The following is a 17,457-nucleotide window of genomic DNA, read 5'->3' on the forward strand; positions in this document are numbered from 1 at the left end:
AGTTACCCAACACTTTCTGAGCCGCTACGCCGGCACGGGAGCCCCGGTGCACGGCCTGCACCGGGGCTCCCGTCCGTCCCGCCCCCGGCGGGGCGCGGCCCGCGGCCGGCTCAGCCGCGGTGGTGGTGGGCGGCCCGGCGGGGGTGGAAGACCCAGGCCCGCATCAGGACGAAGCGGACCAGGGTGGCGAGCGCATTGGCCGCCACCAGGGCGACCAGCTCCGCGGTGTGCGAGGGGCCGGCGACGGCCAGGTGCAGGGCCGCGACGGCGCCGCTGCTCAGCGCCAGGCCGACCAGAAAGGCGATCCCGCCCTTCACCTGGTGTCTGAGCGCATCGCCGCCGCCGGTCACGCGGAAGGTGAAGCGCCGGTTGGCGGCGGTGTTGGCGACCGCCGTCACACCCAGCGCCAGTGCGTTGGCCACCAGGGCCGGGACCGTCTGCCGCAGGCCCAGGTAGAGCAGCACATACGCCAGTGTGGAGAGCGTCCCCACCACCACGAAGCCGGCCAGCTGCCAGGGCAGTCCGGGCGGCAGCCCGGCCCGCTGCACCCGGGGCGGCACCGGCGGCCGGGCGGCGCCGGCAAGCGAGCGGCGGGCGACCCGGGCCATGCCCCGCAGGTCGTCGATCACCGTGCGGACGATGTCGACCCGGCTGTCCGGGTCGTCCACCCAGTCCACCGGGACCTCGTGGATGCGCAGCCCGGAGCGCTCGGCGAGCAGCAGCAGTTCGGTGTCGAAGAACCAGGCGTTGTCCTCGACCTCGGCCAGCAGCGCCTTGGCGATGCCGGTGCGCGCCGCCTTGAAGCCGCACTGGGCGTCGGAGAACCCGGCCGCCATGGTCGCCCGCAGCAGCACGTTGTAGGTACGGGAGATGAACTCCCGCTTGGGCCCGCGCACCACCGCCGAGCCCCGCCGCAGCCGGCTGCCGATGGCCAGGTCGCTGTGGCCGGAGAGCAGCGGTGCCACCAGGGGCAGAAAGGCCTCCAGCCCGGTGGAGAGGTCGACGTCCATGTAGGCGACCACATCGGCGTCGCTCTCCCCCCAGACCTGTCGCAGCGCCCGGCCGCGGCCCTTGAGGTCCAGGTGGACCGCGCGGACCTCGCGCAGTTCCGCGGCGAGGGCGGTGGCGACCTGCCAGGTGGCGTCGGTCGAGGCGTTGTCGGCGACGGTGATGCGGAAGCGGTAGGGGAAGGTCTCCGCCAGATAGGAGTGCAGCCGGCGGACGCTCTCCTCCAGCACATGCTGTTCGTTGTGGACCGGGACGACCACCTCGACGAGTCTGGTGGTCACGGCCGCGCCGTGGTCGAGGAGGGGCTCCGTGCAGGCCGGTCCCACCGTGCCCCGGGTCGCTGTGTCGCTCATGGGTGTGAGGCTCACAGCGGCGGATGGGTCGCGGATGACGGCTGTCTGAGAGACGGCTGAGAACTCAGCGGGTCCCGGTCCGACGGCTCGTCAGCACGGACTCCAGCAGTGGCCCGTACCGTGCCACCAGCTCCTCCCTGCCCATGGCCACCACCGGTGGCAGCCGCAGGACGTAGCGGCACATGGCCAGGCCGATCAGCTGGGCGGCGACCAGCGCGGCCAGGGCGGCGGCCTCCTCGGGGTCGGGTTCCAGGGCGGCGACGGCGGGGGTGACCTGCTCGGCGAAGATCCGCCGGGCGTGCTCGGCGGCGGCCTCGTTGGTGGCGGCCGAGCGCAGCATCACCTGCAGGGAGTCGCTGTCCTCCCAGCGGTCCAGGAAGTGGGCGGCCAGTCCGCTGCCGACCTGGTCCGGGGGGAGGCCGGTGATCGCGGGGATCCGCAGGTCGAAGTCGGCCGCGGCGGCGAAGAGCTGCTGCTTGGAGCCGAAGTAGCGCATCACCATCGCCGGGTCGATCCGGGCGTCGGCGGCCACGGCCCGGATGGTGGTGCGGTCGTAGCCGTCGGCGGCGAAGCGCTCACGGGCGGCGTTCAGGATGGCCGCACGGGTGGCGTCGGAGCGGCGTGGACGGGAGGCGGAAGTCACGTCAACAACTGTAGGCCAACGGTCGTTGACAATCCAGTTCCGGTAGTCCTAGCGTGGAAGTCAACAGGTGTTGACCGCACGGGCCCGGCCAAGGCCCGGCGAACCCAGGGGGCAGCCATGCCGCACCGCACAAGCACCGCGAACACCACCGACGTCCTCGTCGTCGGCGCAGGACCCACCGGACTGCTGCTCGCCGGAGACCTGGCCGCCGCCGGGGTCCGGGTCACCGTCCTGGAGCGCCGCGGCCAGGAGTCCAACCTGACCCGCGCCTTCGCGGTGCACGCCAGGACCCTCGAGGAGCTGGACGCCCGGGGGATCGCCGACGAGCTGATCGCCACCGGGACCGCTCTCTCCTCGCTCCGCCTCCTCGGCCGGCTCCGTCTCGACCTCTCCGGGCTGCGGACCCGCTTCCCCTTTGTGCTGATCACCCCGCAGTTCCGGACCGAGGAGGTGCTGCAGCGGCGCGCCGAGGCCGCCGGGGCCGTCCTCCTGCGCGGCACCGAGGTGGTCGCGCTGCGCCAGGACGCGGAGGGCGTGGAACTGGACGTCCGCGACGGCGACGGCGCGACCGTCACCCACCGGGCCCGCTACGCGGTCGGCGCCGACGGCGTGCGCAGCACCGTACGGCGGCTGGTGGGCCTGCCCTTCCCCGGTGAGTCGGTGGTCAGCTCGGTGATGCTGGCCGACGTCCGGCTGGAGCGCGCCCCCGAGGATCTGCTGGGCGTCGGGGCGACCGGTGACGGCTTCGGCTTTGTGGCGCCGTTCGGCGACGGCTGGTACCGCGTGATCGCCTGGGACCGCCACCGGCAGCTCCCCGACGACGCCCCGGTCGACCCCGAGGAACTGCGCTCCGTGCTGCGCCGCACCCTCGGCGACGACTACGGCATGCACGACCCCCGCTGGACCTCCCGCTTCCACAGCGACGAACGACAGGTCCCCCGGTACCGCGTCGGCCGGGTCCTGCTGGCCGGAGACGCGGCGCACTGCCACTCCCCAGCCGGCGGCCAGGGTATGAACACCGGGCTCCAGGACGCCGCCAACCTCGGCTGGAAGCTCGCCGCCGAGATCCACGGGCACGCGCCCGACGGCCTGCTGGACACCTACCACGCCGAGCGCCACCCCGTGGGCGCCATGGTGCTGCGCGGCTCGGGGGCCCTGATCAGGGTCGCCCTGGCCCGCACCCCGGCCACCCGGCTGCTGCGGTCCGTACTCAGCCGGATCGCCCTGCTGGGCCCGCTCGCCCGCCGCGGGGCCCGGCTGGTCTCCGGGATCGGCATCGGTTACCCGGCCCCGCGCGGCGCCCATCCGCTCACCGGCCGGCGGGTACCCGATCTGCGCCTGGACGGACGGGCGGACGGCCCCGGCCGGCTCTACGAGGCGCTGCGCACCGGCGCCTTCGTCCTGGTCGGCCGGTCACCGCAGGTCGCGGCCGGGTGGGGCGACCGGGTGGTCGCCGCCGTACCGGCCGGCGACCTCACCACGACGGTGCTGGTCCGCCCCGACGGGTATGCCGCCTGGGCCGCCGAGCGGCCCACCACCGAGGAGGTCCGGGCGGCTCTCGGCGCCTGGCTGGGCGAGCCCGGCAAGCACTGAGGCAAGGGCGGCGGTTCAGGACCTGGTGCGCGCGTAGTGCCGCGCGGCCTTGGCCCGGTTGCCGCAGGTGGCCATGGAGTGCCAGCGGCGGCGGCCGTTCTGCGAGTCGTCGAAGAAGAAGAGGATGCACTCCGGGCCGGCGCAGCAGCGGATGCGGTCCGGGCTGCGGCGCAGCAGCGTCAGGAAGTCGTCGACGGCGAGCCAGGCCGCCAGCCAGGCGGGGCTGTCCACCTCCAGGGTGTCCTCGGGCCCGGTGGGGGTGAGTTCCCTGCGCAGTCGCCCGTGCCGCAGTACCTCGTTGAGCTCGTCGACTGCCGCGGGCGGGGGAGCGGTGGGCTCGGCAGCCGCCGCGGCCAGCGCCTCGCGGGCGAGCCGGGTGGCGGCCAGGGCGACGCCGTCGGCGGGGCAGCGGTCGGCGAGGCCCGCGGAGGAGAGCCAGATCTCGTAGCCCGCACGGTCCTTGAGCAGGTCGTTGGGGGTTGCGGGGCCTCTCCAGCGGGTGTTCAGCAGATCGATGGAGAGCGGCTCGCCGATCAGCGGGCGCGGATCGCGGGGGTCGGGCGTACGGCTGCTCATGCACCCAGCTTATTTCTAACCGTTCACAACGCCTTGACCGGTTGCCCGGCACTTCGTCTAACCGTTACGATCGCTTGTATCGGTTAAGAAAAGGAGAGCAGCCATGTCATCCCTGCAGACCGGCCACATCGGCCTCAACGTCACCGACCTCGACCGCTCCATCGCCTTCTACCGGGCCCTGTTCTCCCTCGAGGTGACCCGGGAGAGCCACGGGACCGGCCGCCGCTTCGCCTTCCTCGCCAAGGAGGGGAAGCTGGTCCTGACCCTCTGGGAGCAGAGCACGGGCTCCTTCCCCACCGGCTCCCCCGGCCTGCACCACCTCTCCTTCCAGGTCGACACCCTGGAGGAGGTCCGCGCGGCCGAACGGACGCTGCAGGAGCTGGGCGCCGCCTTCCAGTACGAAGGGGTCGTCCCGCACAGCGAGGGCAGCGCCTCGGGCGGGATCTTCTTCACCGACCCGGACGGCGTCCGACTCGAGGTCTACACCCCCGCCGGAGTCGCGGAGACGGGCGCGGAGGCCCCGGTCGCCGAAGCTCCCACCTGCGGCTTCTTCTAGAGGAGGCGGCCACCGTGGAGACCCCCGAGACGCCCTTCCACCCCGGTGAGACCGCCGTCCAGCGACGGGCCGGAGTGCTCGACCAGGCCGGCCATGTCGGCCGCTCCGTCCGGGCGGTGATCCCCCCGGTCGCCGCCCACTTCCTGGCCGAACGGCGAATGCTGGTGGTCGGCGCCGCGGACGCCCGGGGACGGATCTGGGCCACCCTGCTGACCGGGCACCCCGGCTTCCTGGGCACCCCGGACGAGGGGACCCTGTCGGTCGCCGCCCGGCCCGTCCCCGGCGATCCCCTCGGCGAGGTGCTGTCCGGACCGGCCAAGGTCGGCACCATCGCCCTGGAGCCCGCCGGACGCCGCCGGATGCGGCTCAACGGCCGCTCCCGGCCGCACGCCGGCGGCCTGCTGATCAGCGCCGACCAGGTCTACTCCAACTGCCCCAAGTACATCCAGCGCCGCCGGGTACTGGACTCCCCCGCCCCGGCCGCGCCTCCCGCACCGCCCCGGTGGAGCACCGTCCTGGACACCGGGCAGAGCCTGCGGATCGCCACCGCCGACACCTTCTTCATCGCCTCCGCCGACGCCCGCGGCGACACCGACGCCTCCCACCGCGGCGGCAACCCCGGCTTCGTCGAGGTGGTCGCACCGGACCGGCTGCGCTGGCCCGAGTACCCCGGCAACAACATGTTCATGACGCTGGGCAACCTGGAGGAGCGGCCGCAGGCCGGACTGCTCTTCCCCGACTGGGAGACCGGCACCGCACTGCTGCTGACCGGCACCGCCCGGGTCGGGTGGGCCGCCGGTGCGCCCGCCGTCGACTTCACCGTCGGCGCGGTGGCCGAACTCCCCGCCGCCGGCGGGCTGCGCTGGTCCGCGCCGGAGTTCTCACCCGCCAACCCGCCGGTCGCCCCCACCGGCCGCCGGTAGCCCGTCCACTTCAGGCCCCGACCCGCCCGAACCGGCGGTCGGGGCCTGCGGCATGCCCGGACGGGCCCCGCAGGACATCTGTGACACGGCGCCCCCGCCGAAGCGTCATATCCGGTGAGATGAGATCCGACGGAGAGGGACGGAACCGGTGGCGTCATCACGATGGCTCGAAGAGTTCCAGGAGTTCGCCCACAGCAGCACCCCCGGCCTGCTGCGCACCGCGCTGCTGCTCTGCGGTGACTGGCACCTGTCCGAGGACCTGGTCCAGACCGCGCTCGGCAAGGTCTACGCCTCATGGGGCCGGGTGCGGCGGGCGGACAGCCCCGACGCCTACGCCCGCACCGTGCTGACCCGCACCTACATCTCCCATGCGCGGCTGCGCCGCAGCGGGGAGCGGCCGGTGGCCAGCATCCCGGACGCCGGCAGCACCCAGCAGGACCCGACACTGCGCCTCGCCCTGCTGGACGCGCTGGCCCAACTGTCCGCGCGGGACCGGGCCGTGGTCGTCCTGCGCTACTGGCTGGACCGCAGCGTCGAACAGACCGCGGCGGACCTCAGGGTCACCCCGGGGGCCGTACGCACCCGCAGCATGCGGGCCCTGGCCAAGCTCCGCGAACTCCTCGGCAGTGACCGGCACGCGCTGTACGCGGCCCACTGACGCAGCACGACACACCCCGCAGAACACCGAACACGCGCACAACCGAACACACGCACAGAAGGAGAACCCGTCCCATGGACGAGAACAGCTACGGCTCCCACCTGACCGACACCATGGACCGAGCCCTGCGGGACCTGCCCGCCACCTCGCGGGACCTGGTCGGCGGCGCCGTCCGCGTCGGCCGCCGCACCCGCCTGCGCCGGCAGCTGGCGGCCTGGGGCGCGGCCTGCTCGGTACTGACCGCCGCGTCGCTCGGTGTGGTCCTGACCGCCGGCTCCGGTCCCGCGGCACACCCGGTCGCGGCACCGAGTGTGCAGATCCCCGCCCTCGCCCTGTCCGCCTCGCAGACCGTCGCGCCCAAGGACACCAAGCCGCTGAGCGGGAAGGACACCGTACGGATCCTCAGGGGACTGCTGCCCACGGGCGCCCGTTCCACCGTCAGTTACTCGCAGGGCAGCGGTCCCGGCAGCACCGTGATCGCGACGGCCGCCGGACTGCAGGTGGAGACCGCCGGGGGCCGGGGCCTGGTCGGCGTCAACTTCCAGGCCAGGTTCGGCGCGGGGAAGGCCGCCGGGCCCGCCCACCCGCTGACCGACGAGCAGCTGCGCAAGGGCCTGGCGACGAAGCTCCACATCCCCGAGAGCCAGGTCACCGAGGCGATGCTGAGGAAGTTCCGCAACGAGTCCGCCAAGGAGTCCCCGGACGCCAAGAAGGTGGAACTGAGCAGCTTCTACTCGTGCGCCAAGCGCGGCTTCGACACCACCCCGGTCTCCTGCAGCGTCGTCAACCTCCCCGACGGCTCCCTGCTGATGACCTACGAGGAGCGCTCCGGCGGCATGGTGAACCGCACCGCCGACCTGCTCCGCAAGGACGGCAACCGGATCGTGGCGCTCACCTCCAACACCGCCGACGCCAAGCACACGCCCGTCACGGGCGCGCAGCCGCCGCTCACCCTCGACCAGCTGAGGACGATCGTCACCAGCAACCAGTGGCAGCAGTGGGTCAGCGCCCCCGCCGGTGGTGCCTCCGGCCGCTAGCCGGATCCCGTCCGGCCCCTCGGAGCCGTCCGGCGTGCCGCCGGAGCGCCTCCGGCCACCGCCCCGCACCGGCCACCGCCGGGCGGGGCTTCGGCTACTCCCCGGGGATCTCCGCGTGGGTGCGGATCCAGGAGTGCATGGCGATGGCCGCGGCGGCCCCGGCGTTGATGGAGCGGGTCGACCCGAACTGGGCGATGGAACAGACCAGGGAGGAGTGCTTCCAGGCCTCCTCGGTGAGTCCCGGGCCCTCCTGGCCGAAGAGGAGTATGCAGCGGCGGGGAAGCTCGGTGGTCTCCAGCGGGACGGCGCCGGGAAGGTTGTCGATGCCGATGATCGGCAGGTCCCGGGCGGCGGCGAACTCCGCCAGCGAACTCACCTCGCCGTGGTGGCGGATGTGCTGGTAGCGGTCGGTGACCATGGCGCCGCGGCGGTTCCAGCGGCGGCGGCCGACGATGTGCACCTGCTCGGTGAGGAAGGCGTTGGCGGTGCGCACCACCGAGCCGATGTTGAAGTCGTGGGTCCAGTTCTCCACCGCGACATGGAAGGGGTGGCGCCGGGTGTCCAGATCGGCGATCACCGCCTCCTGGGTCCAGTAGCGGTAGCGGTCCACCACGTTGCGGCGGTCCCCGTGGGCCAGCAGCTGCGGGTCGTAGCGGTCCCCCTGCGGCCAGGGCAGGGGGTGCGGGCCGACCCCGACCTCCCGTCCGAAGGACTCGTCGTACTGCTCGCCGTCGTGCGCCTCGCCGCCTCGCGGCCCGGCGGTGTCCGGCCCGGGGAGGTGGGTCCCGGCGGCGTCCGGCTCGCCGCCGGGCGGGGTGGTGGGGGTGCTGCTGTTCACGCCATGAGGGTAGTCGGGACCGCTACGGGGTGGCCGCCTCCTGCTCCGGGGCGGGCAGTGCCTCGTCGGCCGCGGGCCTGCGGTGCAGCAGACCGGACAGCCGTCCCGCGCCCCAGACCAGGAAGGTGGTCGGTAGGAAGACCGCATCGGCGGTGATCATGGCCAGCGAGAAGATCGGCAGACCCAGGGTGACCGCGATTCCCGCGTGCTCCAGCATCATCGCGCCCAGCAGCACGTTCTTGACCTTGCGGTTCACCAGGGTGAAGGGGAACGCCACCTGGACGGCGACCGTGCCGTACGAGATCAGGAAGACCGCGATCATATGGCCGGCGAGCAGCCCCGCCAGCCACGGCCAGGGGGTGAAGTAGTCCAGGTGGAGCGGGTAGTAGAGGGCGGTGCCGTCCTCCCACCGGGAACCCTGGATCTTGTACCAGCCGGCCGTGGAGTAGATGAAGCAGACCTGGACCGCGACCACCAGCATGCCGCTGTTGTGCAGCATGTTGGCGCCCGCGTCCAGCAGGGCGCGCAGCTCGTGCCCCGGCATCCGGTGGTTGACCACCCACCACAGACCGTTGAAGACCCAGAGCGCCCAGAAGACGGTGCCCCAGCCCAGGTGGAACCAGGTGTCGGTGGTCATGGTCAGGGTGTCCCGGGAGAAGCCCGAGAGCTGCACCCAGAGCAGCAGGGCGCCCAGCACCGCCCAGAGCACCACCCCGGTCCAGCCATCGCCCCTGCCGCGCGAGGCGCGCCGGGCGTCCAGCGACCACACCTGACTGCAGCGGATGAAGACCAGGTAGATCGCCATCAGATGGAGGACGTTGTCGCCGCCGTCGCCGACGAAGATGTCGCGGTTCTGGACGGAGAGCACGCCCACCATGAAGACCACGGTCATGGCGCGGGTGCGCCAGCCCAGCATCACGGCCACCGCCGCCAGCAGCGCGACGTGGTAGACGATCTCGAACCACCACCGGCCGGTGGACCAGGTCAGCACCGTGAAGGCGTGGTTGCCGGTCAGGAACTGCCGGGCCATGCCCAGCGACCACGCGGCGCGGTCGCCGTAGAGGACCCGGCGCTCGCCCCACTCCCGCAGCAGGAACAGGGCGAAGGTGAAGCCGAAGCCTATGCGCACCACCGCGGCCTGGTGCGGCCCCACGGCACGGCTGATGAAGGTCTCGAAGGCGGCGGAGCCCCGGTCGCTGAGCCGGTCCAGCGGCCGAGGCCGCTGCTCGGTCCGGTCGGCGCCCGGGGAGCCGGAGGCTTCCGGTTCGCCCGCGCCGCGGGGGGCCGGGAGGGTCACCGGGGAGTCGGCCTCGGTGTGTCCGGTATCGGTGTCGGTGTCCATCTCAGAGTCCCACGTAGTCCTGGTCGGTCACCGTCCACCACTGCAGCTCCCGATACGTGGGCTCCGTGGACCACCGCTCCGAGGACCAGGGCGGCGGGGCGACATTGGCGGTACCCGAGCGCAGCTGCAGCTGGATGATCTGCTCGCCGTGCCACGTGCGGCCGAGCCGCTGCAGGGCGATGCGCTTGAGGTACTGCTGGAAGAGGTCGCCGCTCTGGCCGCCGTTGTAGACGTCCCAGGCGCGGCGGAGGAGGTTCTGGTCGACGTGGCCGGGGGCCGGGTTGTGCCGGATCCCGGAGACGTCCTGGGCCGTGAGGCCCACCCACTCACCGATGTGGTGGGAGCCGTCGGAGCCGAGGGTGGTCACCCGGGCGTCCACGGAGATGTTCTGCTGCAGCGGGTTGGGTGCGAACAGCTTCCAGTTCTGCTCGAACTCCGGGTAGACCCAGGCATCGACCTGCTTCTGGTACCGCTGCGATATCGAGTTGCTCGGCGCGACGTGCAGAAAGACCGCGCCCAGGTGCCAGGCGGTCCCGGCGATCACCAGGACCGCGGCGAGCGACAGGGCGGCGTGCGCCGGCCCGGACCAGGTGCGGCCCGCCGCGGTGGCGGGGGCCTCCGCGGTCCCGGCGTCCGCCGGGGCGTCCTCGGACACCGCGCCGTCGTCGTGCGCGGGTGCCGACTCGTCGGGCTCCCCGCTGCTGGGCTGCTCCATCATGCTCCCGGACATCCTCACCCGGGTGCCATCTCACCCGGGAGCCAGCCATGCGTCACCGCACGGTACCGATGCGACGGGGCGTGCGACAGTGCCCGGTGTGCAGGAGACCGGTATGACCGGTTTTATTCGGCGTGATCAAGCCTGCCGCTCATAGCGGAGCAGGCCCTCCCCGTCCCGGCCCGTATGCCGGAACCCGGCCCGCTCCAGCACCCGCTGGGACGCGGCGTTGCCGGGCTCCACCGCCGCCTCCACCACCCTCACCGCGGCCCGGTCGGCCAGGGCGTGGGCGGTGACCAGACGCACCGCGTCGGTGGCGTGGCCGTTGCCGCGGGCCGACGGCGCCAGGTCGTAGCCGATCTCCACCCGGCCGTCCGACGGAGGGCCGTGGAAGCCCACGGCACCCACCGCGGCGCCGTCCGCCAGCCGCACGATAGCCCACATGCCCCAGGCCTGCTGGTAGAGGCCGTCCTCGGCGGCCCGCGCCAGCATCCCCGCGGCGTCCCTGGTGCCCTCGAAGGGGCCGTCGGCGACCCAGGGCAGGCCGCCGGTGCCGCCGGCCCGCAACTCCGCCGCCGCCTCCGGGCCGATCACCCGCAGTTCCACCGTGCTGTCCGCCATGCGCTGCACCCGCTGCTCCCACCCTGCTCGCGCGGCCCGAAAGGAGCGATCATGATGCACCGCGGCCGGAGGCCACCGCCACCCCGCCCGGTGCCACGGGAACTCCGCTCAGAGGACGAACGGCCCGCTGCCGTCGCTGCTGACCATCGGACGCCCGGCGGACTCCCAGGCGTACATGCCGCCGTCGACGTTCACCGCGTCCCGCCCCTGGGCCACCAGGTACTGCACCACCTGGGCGGACCGGCCGCCGACCCGGCAGACCACGTGCAGCCGCCCGTCGGGCAGCTCGCCGATCCGGGCGACGACCTCGCCGATCGGGATGTGCAGCGCCCCCTCGACATGCCCGGCGTCCCACTCGTCCTGCTCACGGACGTCGAGCAGAACGGCATCGGCGGGCACGGAGGCGGCGTCCACGGTGGGCACCTGGGTGTGGAACATGACGGGCTACTCCCGGAGGATCGGCTGGACGTTCCCCGCCATTGTCACCCGAGCGCCCTCAGGAGAGCAGACGGTCCAGCTCGGCCTGCTGCTGCGCCACCCGCGCCAGCAGCTGCTCGGCGATCTCCTCCAGCAGGCGGTCCGGGTCCTCGGGGGAGAGTTTCAGCAGCCGTCCCATCGGGCTGGACTCCAGCCGCACCTGCTCCTCGGCCAGCTGCTCGATCCTGGCGACCAGCCAGGCCAGCCGCTGCTGCAGCCAGCCCGCACGATCGGGCGCCGCCGGGTCGGGCACCGCGTCCGGCGCGGCCTCCCACTCGGCGGAGAGCGCCAGCAGCGCCGCCTCGTCGCCGCGCGCATAGGCGTCGTTCACCCGCGCGATGAAGGCGCTGCGCCGCTGCTGCTCCTCCGGGTCGGTGGTGAGGTCGGGATGCGCCCGGCGGGCCAGCTCCCGGTAGAGCCGCTGGGCCTCCCGTCCCGGGCGGACCCGGCGTGGGCCCTCCGGCTCAGCTGCCTGGCCGTCGCCGCCGGGCGGCGGCCCGGACCAGCCGCCGTCCAGGTCCAGGTCGGGGAGCGGGGTGACGACGCTGCGGGCCGCGTACGCCCGGCGGATGTCCTCGGGGGAGCCGCTGCGGGCCGCCACGGCCTCGGCGATCAGCGCCTCCAGCTCGTCGAGGTGGACGTACATCGGGCCGAGCCGCTGGTGGTGGAGCAGGGCGAAGTTGTCGATCTCCACCCGGAGCGTCTCGACCTCGATCTCCAGGTCCACCAGGGCGGCCTCGACTGCGGCCACCTTGAGCTCCAGGGCCTGCTGCCCGGGGTCGCCGCCCCGGACGGTGCTCTCCGCGGTCACCTGCTCGCCTCGCTGCCTCACTCGTCCGGTCCGGGCGGCTCCTCACCCTACACAGGCCGGCCGCCCCGGCCCGGCTGCTCGCACCCCTGTCTGGTCACACCCCGTCTCGTCACACCCTGCCTCGTCACACCCTGCCTCGTCACACCCCGGTCTCGGCGGGCAGCCGCCCCGACCTGATCGCCGCCAGCAGCTCCCGGTGGTCGGCCTCGGTGCGGTCGGCGTAGCGGACGGCGAAGTCCGCGACGGCCTCGTCGAGCGCCTGGCCGCCGCCGCAGTACCCCGCGAGCAGCACCGGGTCGGCGGTGTGGGCGTGGGCGCGGGCCAGCAGGGCGCCGGTCATCCGGCCGTAGTCGTCCAGCTGGTCGGCGGGGAGCGCCGCCGGGTCGACGCTGCCCTTGCGGTTGCGGAACTGCCGTACCTGGCACGGCCGTCCGGCGACCGTCGTCCAGCCCAGCAGGATGTCGCTGACCAGCTGCATCCGCTTCTGCCCCAGCACCACCCGCCGTCCCTCGTGCGCCACCGGTCCGGGCGCGGGGAGTCCCGCTCGTATCAGGTGCGGCAGCAGCACGGAGGGGCGTGCCTCCTTCACCTGGAGGACCAGCGGCCGGTCCTGGTGGTCGGTGAGCAGCACCACATAGGAGCGGGTGCCGACGCTGCCGGTGCCGACCACCCGGAAGGCCACGTCCTGCACGTGGTAGCGGGAGAGCAGCGGCCGGCGGTCGGGCGCCACCGTGGTGGCGTACTCGGCGAGGGAGGCCGCCACCGTGTGCGCCTCCTCGTCGGTGACCTCGGTGAGCACCGGCGGGGCGGCGGTGAAACGGCGGCGGCCGTCCGCCAGCCGCTCGGTGGATCTGGCGGCGAAGCGGGCGCTGGTGTTGCGCAGCGCCCTGCCGGAGACCCGCTCCAGGGTGCCGGTGAGCTGGTGGGCCTGGGCGTGGGAGACCAGGGTCTCGTCGGCGATGGCGTTCCAGGCGTCCATCGCGGGGAGGGAGGCCAGCAGCCGCATGGTGCTCCGGTAGGCGCCCACCGCGTCATGGGCGGCCTCCCGGCAGGTGTCCTCGGCGGCGCCGCACTGCCGGCCCGCCAGCACCAGGCTGGCGGCGAGCCGCTTGAGGTCCCACTCCCAGGGGCCGGGGGCGGTCTCGTCGAAGTCGTTGATGTCCATCACCAGCCGGCCCCGGGCGTCGCCGTAGAGCCCGAAGTTGGCGGCGTGCGCATCACCGCAGAGCTGCGCGGTGACCCCGGTGACCGGGGTACCGGCCAGGTCCGCCGCCATCAGCGCGGCCGAGCCCCGCAGGAAGGCGAACGGCGAGGCGGCCATCCGGCCGATCCTGATCGGCACCAGGTGGCCGAGCCGGCCGGTGTTGGACTCCTGGACGGCCTGGACGGCGGTGGGGCGGTCGCCGGCCGGCTCGAACTCCGCGTGTCGCCGCCGCGCCACCCGTTTCCGCAGCGCCTTCCCCGCCAGTCCGGCGGTGCCGTCCGGGAGGTGCGGCGCGAAGCCGTCCACCGCGAACCGCCGCTCGGCCGCGTCCCGGCCGGCCTCTGCTCCCACAAGCGCTCCCTGCCCCGCCCCGGCGTCTGTCGGCGTGCAGGCTACCGGCCGGATCCCGGGGCGCAAACGGCGGCGCCCGAAGGGCGACACACAACTGCGTACCGGCAATCTTGACGATTCCTCCGCGACGGGGGCCGGGTTCGTGCTTGCCTGGAACCCGCGCGGGCGCGGCCCTCACCAACTGCCGTGCCCGGACCCCGGGAAGGACTGAACGGCCAGGCGGGAGCAGACTTACCCCATGCTGGAAGAGGGCCCCATGCTGGAGGGCGCCGTGCCGGACCCGGTCCCGCACGCGACGAACGGAGCGTCCGCATCCCCTGAGGCCACCGCGCCGACCGGGGTGGTGGCGCTCGTCCGGCTGGCCTCCCTGGTGATCGACCCGGACGGTTCCATCGCACACTGGAGCCGGTCCGCCGAGGAGCTTTTCGGCCACCGCTCGGAGACCGTCTTCGGACGCTCCGCCACCGGACTGCTGCCGGTCCACGAGACCCGCCCGGGCACCACGGCCCCGAGCCGCGACACCGACGCGCTCGACCTGCTGGACGACCGCCTCGCCACCGCCGGCTGCTGGGCCGGGCCGATGCCGGTGGTGGACCGCGAGGACCGGGTGCGCGATGTGCTCTGGTGGGCCTACCGGCTGGTGGAGCCGGCCGGCCGCAGCGTCCTGGTACTGGCCGCCGACGCCCGTCCGCTGCGCGCCGGACCGCGCCTGGCCCTGGGATCGCGGCTGCTCCCCTATGCCGCGGTGCCGCCGCAGGGCGGCCCGCTGCGGATCACCGCGGCGCTCTGCCCGCCGGGCGCGCACCGCATCCCCGGGCTCGCCAGCCGGCTGGCCGCCGTGCTGCCCCGGACCGGCGGCGAGCGCCGGGAGCGGCTGCTGGAGCAGATCGGCACCGCGGGCGCGCCCGCCCTGCGGGTGGACGGTTCCGCGCCGCTGCCGATGCTGCCGTACGAGCCCCAGGAGGTGGCCGGGTCGCGGATCGCCACCGGGGTGGGCCGCCGCTACCCCACCCCGCAGCAGCGGGTCAGCCGCGCCATGCGCCCGCTCTCCCAGGACCGCGGCCCCGTCGTCGCCGAGCCGGCCGGCCAGGCCGCCGGCGCCGTCGTGGGCACCAGCCTCGGGGTCCGGATGGTGGTGCCGCCCGGCCCGCTGCCGAACCCGCGGGAGACCGCGACGCCGCCCGCCGGGGCCGCGCGCGGCCCCGCGCATCTGCTGCCGCTGCTGAACACCGGGCCGGGCGGGGAGCAGTTCGCCCTGCTGAGCGAGGCCGGCGGCCAGGTGGGCACCACGCTGGAGCTGGACACCACAGCCCGGGAGCTGTGCCGGGTGCTGGTGCCGCGGGTCGCCGACTTCGCCTGCGTCGACCTGCTGGACGGGCTGCTCTCCGACGCCGAGCTGCCGCAGGAGCAGCCCGACGACGACACCACCCTGCGCCGGGTGGCGCTGGCCCACAACGACGCCGCGGGCGGCTGGGAGCACGAGCAGGCGGAGGGCAGCCTGCTGGCGATGCCCCGGTCCACTCCGACCGGCCTCGCCCTGCAGTCCAACCAGCCGGTGCTGGTGCCGGCGATCAGCGCCGAGCTGGCCGAGGAGTACGCGGTCGCACTGGGCAGTCCGGCTCTGGTCCCGCTGGTCACCGGCCGTTCGATGCTGGTGCTGCCGCTGGCGGCGCGCGGCACGGTGCTGGGCATCCTCAAGCTGATGAGGCTGCCGGACCGGGCCGCCTTCGACGAGAGCGACGCGGCACCGCTGCGCGAGCTTGCGGCGCGGGCGGCGCTGTCGCTGGACAACGCCCGGCTGCACCGCGCGGAGTCCAAGGTCGCCACGACCCTGCAGCGCAGCATGATCCCCACCCGCCCGCCGCGCATCCCCGGGGTGCAGGTCGCCCACCGCTACATGCCGGGCAACCGCCGGGCGCAGGTGGGCGGCGACTGGTTCGACGCGATCCAGCTGCCCGGCAGCCGGGTCGCGCTGGTGGTGGGCGATGTGATGGGCCACGGTCTGCACTCCGCCGCGGCGATGGGCCGCTTCCGTACGGCGATGCAGACCCTGGCCGCCCTGGACCTGCCGCCGGGTCAGCTGCTCCGCCACCTGGACAACCTGGCGCACCGGCTGGGCGACGACCATCTGGCGACCTGTCTGTACGCGGTGTACGACCCCATCAACCGCACCTGCACCCTGGCCAACGCCGGCCATGTGCCGCCCGTACTGGTGCACCCCGACGGGCGCAGTGAGCTGCTGGAGCTGCCGGAGGGCGCGCCCATCGGCGTGGGCGGGGTGCCGTTCGTGGCCAAGGAGATCAAGGTCGAGGACGGCTCCATGCTGGTGCTCTGCACCGACGGGCTGGTGGAGGTGCGGGGCGGCGACATAGGGGACGGGCTGGCCGCGTTGTGCGGCAACCTCATCGACCCCGGCCGCACCCCCGAGGAGGCCTGCGACACGGTGCTGGCGCGGCTGCACTCCGACGACCGCAAGGACGACGTGGCGCTGCTGGTCGCCCGCTTCGACGGGGTGGCGCCGCAGGACGTGGTCACCTGGCGGCTGCGGCTGGACTCGGCCGAGGTGGGCCGGGCCCGGGCGCTGGTCCGTGACCAGCTGGCGGCCTGGCAGCTGGACGGGCTCTCCGACACCGCGCAGCTGCTGGTGAGCGAGCTGGTGACCAATGCGCTGCGGGTGGCGCGGGACAGCGTCCAGCTGCAGCTGATCCAGGTGGACAAGCTGCTGGTCGAGGTGAGCGACGACGACCACAACCTGCCGTCGCTGGAGCCGTCCGGGCATCTGGACGAGGACGGTCGGGGGCTGAGTCTGGTGAGTCAGCTGTCGTCGCGCTGGGGGACGGCCCGCAAGGCGGTGGGCAAGGTCGTCTGGTTCGAGCTTCCGCTGCCGCACCGTCCCTGAGCTCTCGTCAGCGGGTACGGTGTCCGGCATCCTCTTCCCGGCGCCGTCCTCCCGTGCGGACGCCGGCCGGGCGGTCGTGCGGGGGAGCGACGGCAGAAGTTGTAGCATGCAACTGAAGAGAGGGGGCAGCGATGCCGAACCGTGAGGCGACCCTCGCCACCATCCAGCGCGAACTCACCGCGTTCGCCCGCCGCGCCCGCAGCAAGGCCGCCCGGGTGCACCCCAAGCTGTCCCTGGTCACCTACAGCATGCTCGACCACATGGTGGAGACCGGCGGCTGCCGGGCCACCGACCTGGCCTGCCACTTCATGCTGGACAAGTCGACGGTCAGCCGTCAGACCGCCACCCTGGAGCGCCTCGGCCTGATGGTCCGCGAGACCGACCCGGACGACCACCGGGGACAGATCCTGCGGCCCTCCGAGGAAGGGCTCCGGCTGCTGCGCGACGCCCATGAGCAGCGCAGGGCCACCTATGAGCAGCGGCTGGCCGGCTGGGCCGACGACGACCTGGAGCGGCTGGCCGGCTATCTGCAGCGCTACAACTCCGAGGGCTGACCCCACCCCGGTGACCTGGCGCGACATCCGGGTCACCCAGCGCGCACAGGGAGGCCGCCACCTCCCCCGGAGGGCAGAAATCCCTGTGCAAGTCCTTCCCATAGCCCCCGCGGACCCGCCACGATCGTGCCAGCGCGCCATGCGCGCCGTCAGCACCCCGTCGCAACCGTCGGCCCGCCCACCCTCTCGGACCTGCATCGGCACGCGGCACCGGAGCAGGAGGAGAACGAGCCGTGCATCCCCCAAGGGTGGACTCCCGGACGACCACCGCCCTGGCCTCCCCCGGACACCCCCGGGT

Annotated in this window: 17 protein-coding genes; 7 read left to right on the top strand and 10 right to left on the bottom strand. The window is 73.7% G+C overall.

From position 1 onward, the window contains the following. Window positions 1-110: 110 nt before the first annotated feature. Complete coding sequence (locus AOK09_RS19855; RefSeq protein WP_079063243.1) at window positions 111-1,361, bottom strand: glycosyltransferase; 1,251 nt, start codon at window positions 1,359-1,361, stop codon at window positions 111-113. Between the two features lie 64 nt (window positions 1,362-1,425). Continuing rightward, complete coding sequence (locus tag AOK09_RS19860) at window positions 1,426-2,004, bottom strand: TetR/AcrR family transcriptional regulator (RefSeq protein WP_079063244.1); 579 nt, start codon at window positions 2,002-2,004, stop codon at window positions 1,426-1,428. Window positions 2,005-2,121: 117 nt separating this feature from the next. On the opposite strand from AOK09_RS19860, the gene AOK09_RS19865 reads away from it, so the two are divergent. Next, entirely contained in the window at window positions 2,122-3,597 is a 1,476-nt protein-coding gene (locus AOK09_RS19865) for an FAD-dependent monooxygenase (RefSeq protein WP_055588554.1), read from the top strand. 15 nt (window positions 3,598-3,612) lie between these two features. Here AOK09_RS19865 and AOK09_RS19870 read toward each other — a convergent pair whose 3' ends face one another. Beyond that, a complete protein-coding gene (locus AOK09_RS19870; RefSeq protein WP_055588555.1) occupies window positions 3,613-4,173 on the bottom strand; it encodes a CGNR zinc finger domain-containing protein in 561 nt (186 codons plus the stop codon). Between the two features lie 103 nt (window positions 4,174-4,276). Between AOK09_RS19870 and AOK09_RS19875 the strand changes: the two genes are divergently transcribed. The 4 genes from AOK09_RS19875 (at window position 4,277) to AOK09_RS19890 (ending at window position 7,347) form a co-directional block, all read left to right on the top strand. After that, window positions 4,277-4,729, top strand: a complete 453-nt coding sequence (locus AOK09_RS19875) for a VOC family protein (protein WP_055588556.1) — start codon at window positions 4,277-4,279, stop codon at window positions 4,727-4,729. Between the two features lie 14 nt (window positions 4,730-4,743). Continuing rightward, entirely contained in the window at window positions 4,744-5,652 is a 909-nt protein-coding gene (locus AOK09_RS19880; RefSeq protein ID WP_055588557.1) for a pyridoxamine 5'-phosphate oxidase family protein, read from the top strand. A 148-nt stretch (window positions 5,653-5,800) separates the two neighbouring features. Further along, window positions 5,801-6,310 carry a SigE family RNA polymerase sigma factor gene (locus AOK09_RS19885; protein WP_055588558.1) on the top strand — a complete coding sequence of 170 codons (510 nt, stop codon included), beginning with the start codon at window positions 5,801-5,803 and terminating at the stop codon, window positions 6,308-6,310. 74 nt (window positions 6,311-6,384) lie between these two features. Next, complete coding sequence (locus tag AOK09_RS19890) at window positions 6,385-7,347, top strand: hypothetical protein (RefSeq protein ID WP_055588559.1); 963 nt, start codon at window positions 6,385-6,387, stop codon at window positions 7,345-7,347. A 94-nt stretch (window positions 7,348-7,441) separates the two neighbouring features. Here AOK09_RS19890 and AOK09_RS19895 read toward each other — a convergent pair whose 3' ends face one another. From AOK09_RS19895 to AOK09_RS19925, 7 genes are all read right to left on the bottom strand, one after another. Continuing rightward, on the bottom strand, window positions 7,442-8,185 hold the full coding sequence (locus tag AOK09_RS19895) for a TrmH family RNA methyltransferase (protein WP_055588560.1): 744 nt from the start codon (window positions 8,183-8,185) through the stop codon (window positions 7,442-7,444). 22 nt (window positions 8,186-8,207) lie between these two features. Continuing rightward, on the bottom strand, window positions 8,208-9,527 hold the full coding sequence (locus AOK09_RS19900) for an HTTM domain-containing protein (protein ID WP_055588561.1): 1,320 nt from the start codon (window positions 9,525-9,527) through the stop codon (window positions 8,208-8,210). Window position 9,528: 1 nt separating this feature from the next. Continuing rightward, the gene (locus AOK09_RS19905; protein ID WP_055588562.1) at window positions 9,529-10,245 is read right to left on the bottom strand and encodes a DUF5819 family protein; all 717 of its coding nucleotides are present in this window, start codon (window positions 10,243-10,245) and stop codon (window positions 9,529-9,531) included. A 135-nt stretch (window positions 10,246-10,380) separates the two neighbouring features. Next, on the bottom strand, window positions 10,381-10,863 hold the full coding sequence (locus tag AOK09_RS19910) for a GNAT family N-acetyltransferase (RefSeq protein ID WP_079063246.1): 483 nt from the start codon (window positions 10,861-10,863) through the stop codon (window positions 10,381-10,383). 108 nt (window positions 10,864-10,971) lie between these two features. Beyond that, window positions 10,972-11,301, bottom strand: coding sequence for a rhodanese-like domain-containing protein (locus tag AOK09_RS19915; protein ID WP_055588564.1), 330 nt, complete (start codon window positions 11,299-11,301; stop codon window positions 10,972-10,974). Window positions 11,302-11,359: 58 nt separating this feature from the next. Continuing rightward, window positions 11,360-12,151, bottom strand: coding sequence for a hypothetical protein (locus AOK09_RS19920; RefSeq protein ID WP_107101391.1), 792 nt, complete (start codon window positions 12,149-12,151; stop codon window positions 11,360-11,362). Window positions 12,152-12,290: 139 nt separating this feature from the next. Then, on the bottom strand, window positions 12,291-13,706 hold the full coding sequence (locus AOK09_RS19925) for a DUF2252 domain-containing protein (protein ID WP_055588566.1): 1,416 nt from the start codon (window positions 13,704-13,706) through the stop codon (window positions 12,291-12,293). 238 nt (window positions 13,707-13,944) lie between these two features. Here AOK09_RS19925 and AOK09_RS19930 point away from each other — a divergent pair, with 238 nt between their 5' ends. Beyond that, window positions 13,945-16,605, top strand: a complete 2,661-nt coding sequence (locus AOK09_RS19930) for a SpoIIE family protein phosphatase (RefSeq protein WP_245687377.1) — start codon at window positions 13,945-13,947, stop codon at window positions 16,603-16,605. Between the two features lie 131 nt (window positions 16,606-16,736). Then, complete coding sequence (locus AOK09_RS19935) at window positions 16,737-17,159, top strand: MarR family winged helix-turn-helix transcriptional regulator (protein ID WP_055588567.1); 423 nt, start codon at window positions 16,737-16,739, stop codon at window positions 17,157-17,159. Window positions 17,160-17,457: the final 298 nt, after the last annotated feature.

Origin of the sequence: Peterkaempfera griseoplana, assembly GCF_001418575.1 — a bacterium.
GTDB lineage: Bacteria > Actinomycetota > Actinomycetes > Streptomycetales > Streptomycetaceae > Peterkaempfera > Peterkaempfera griseoplana.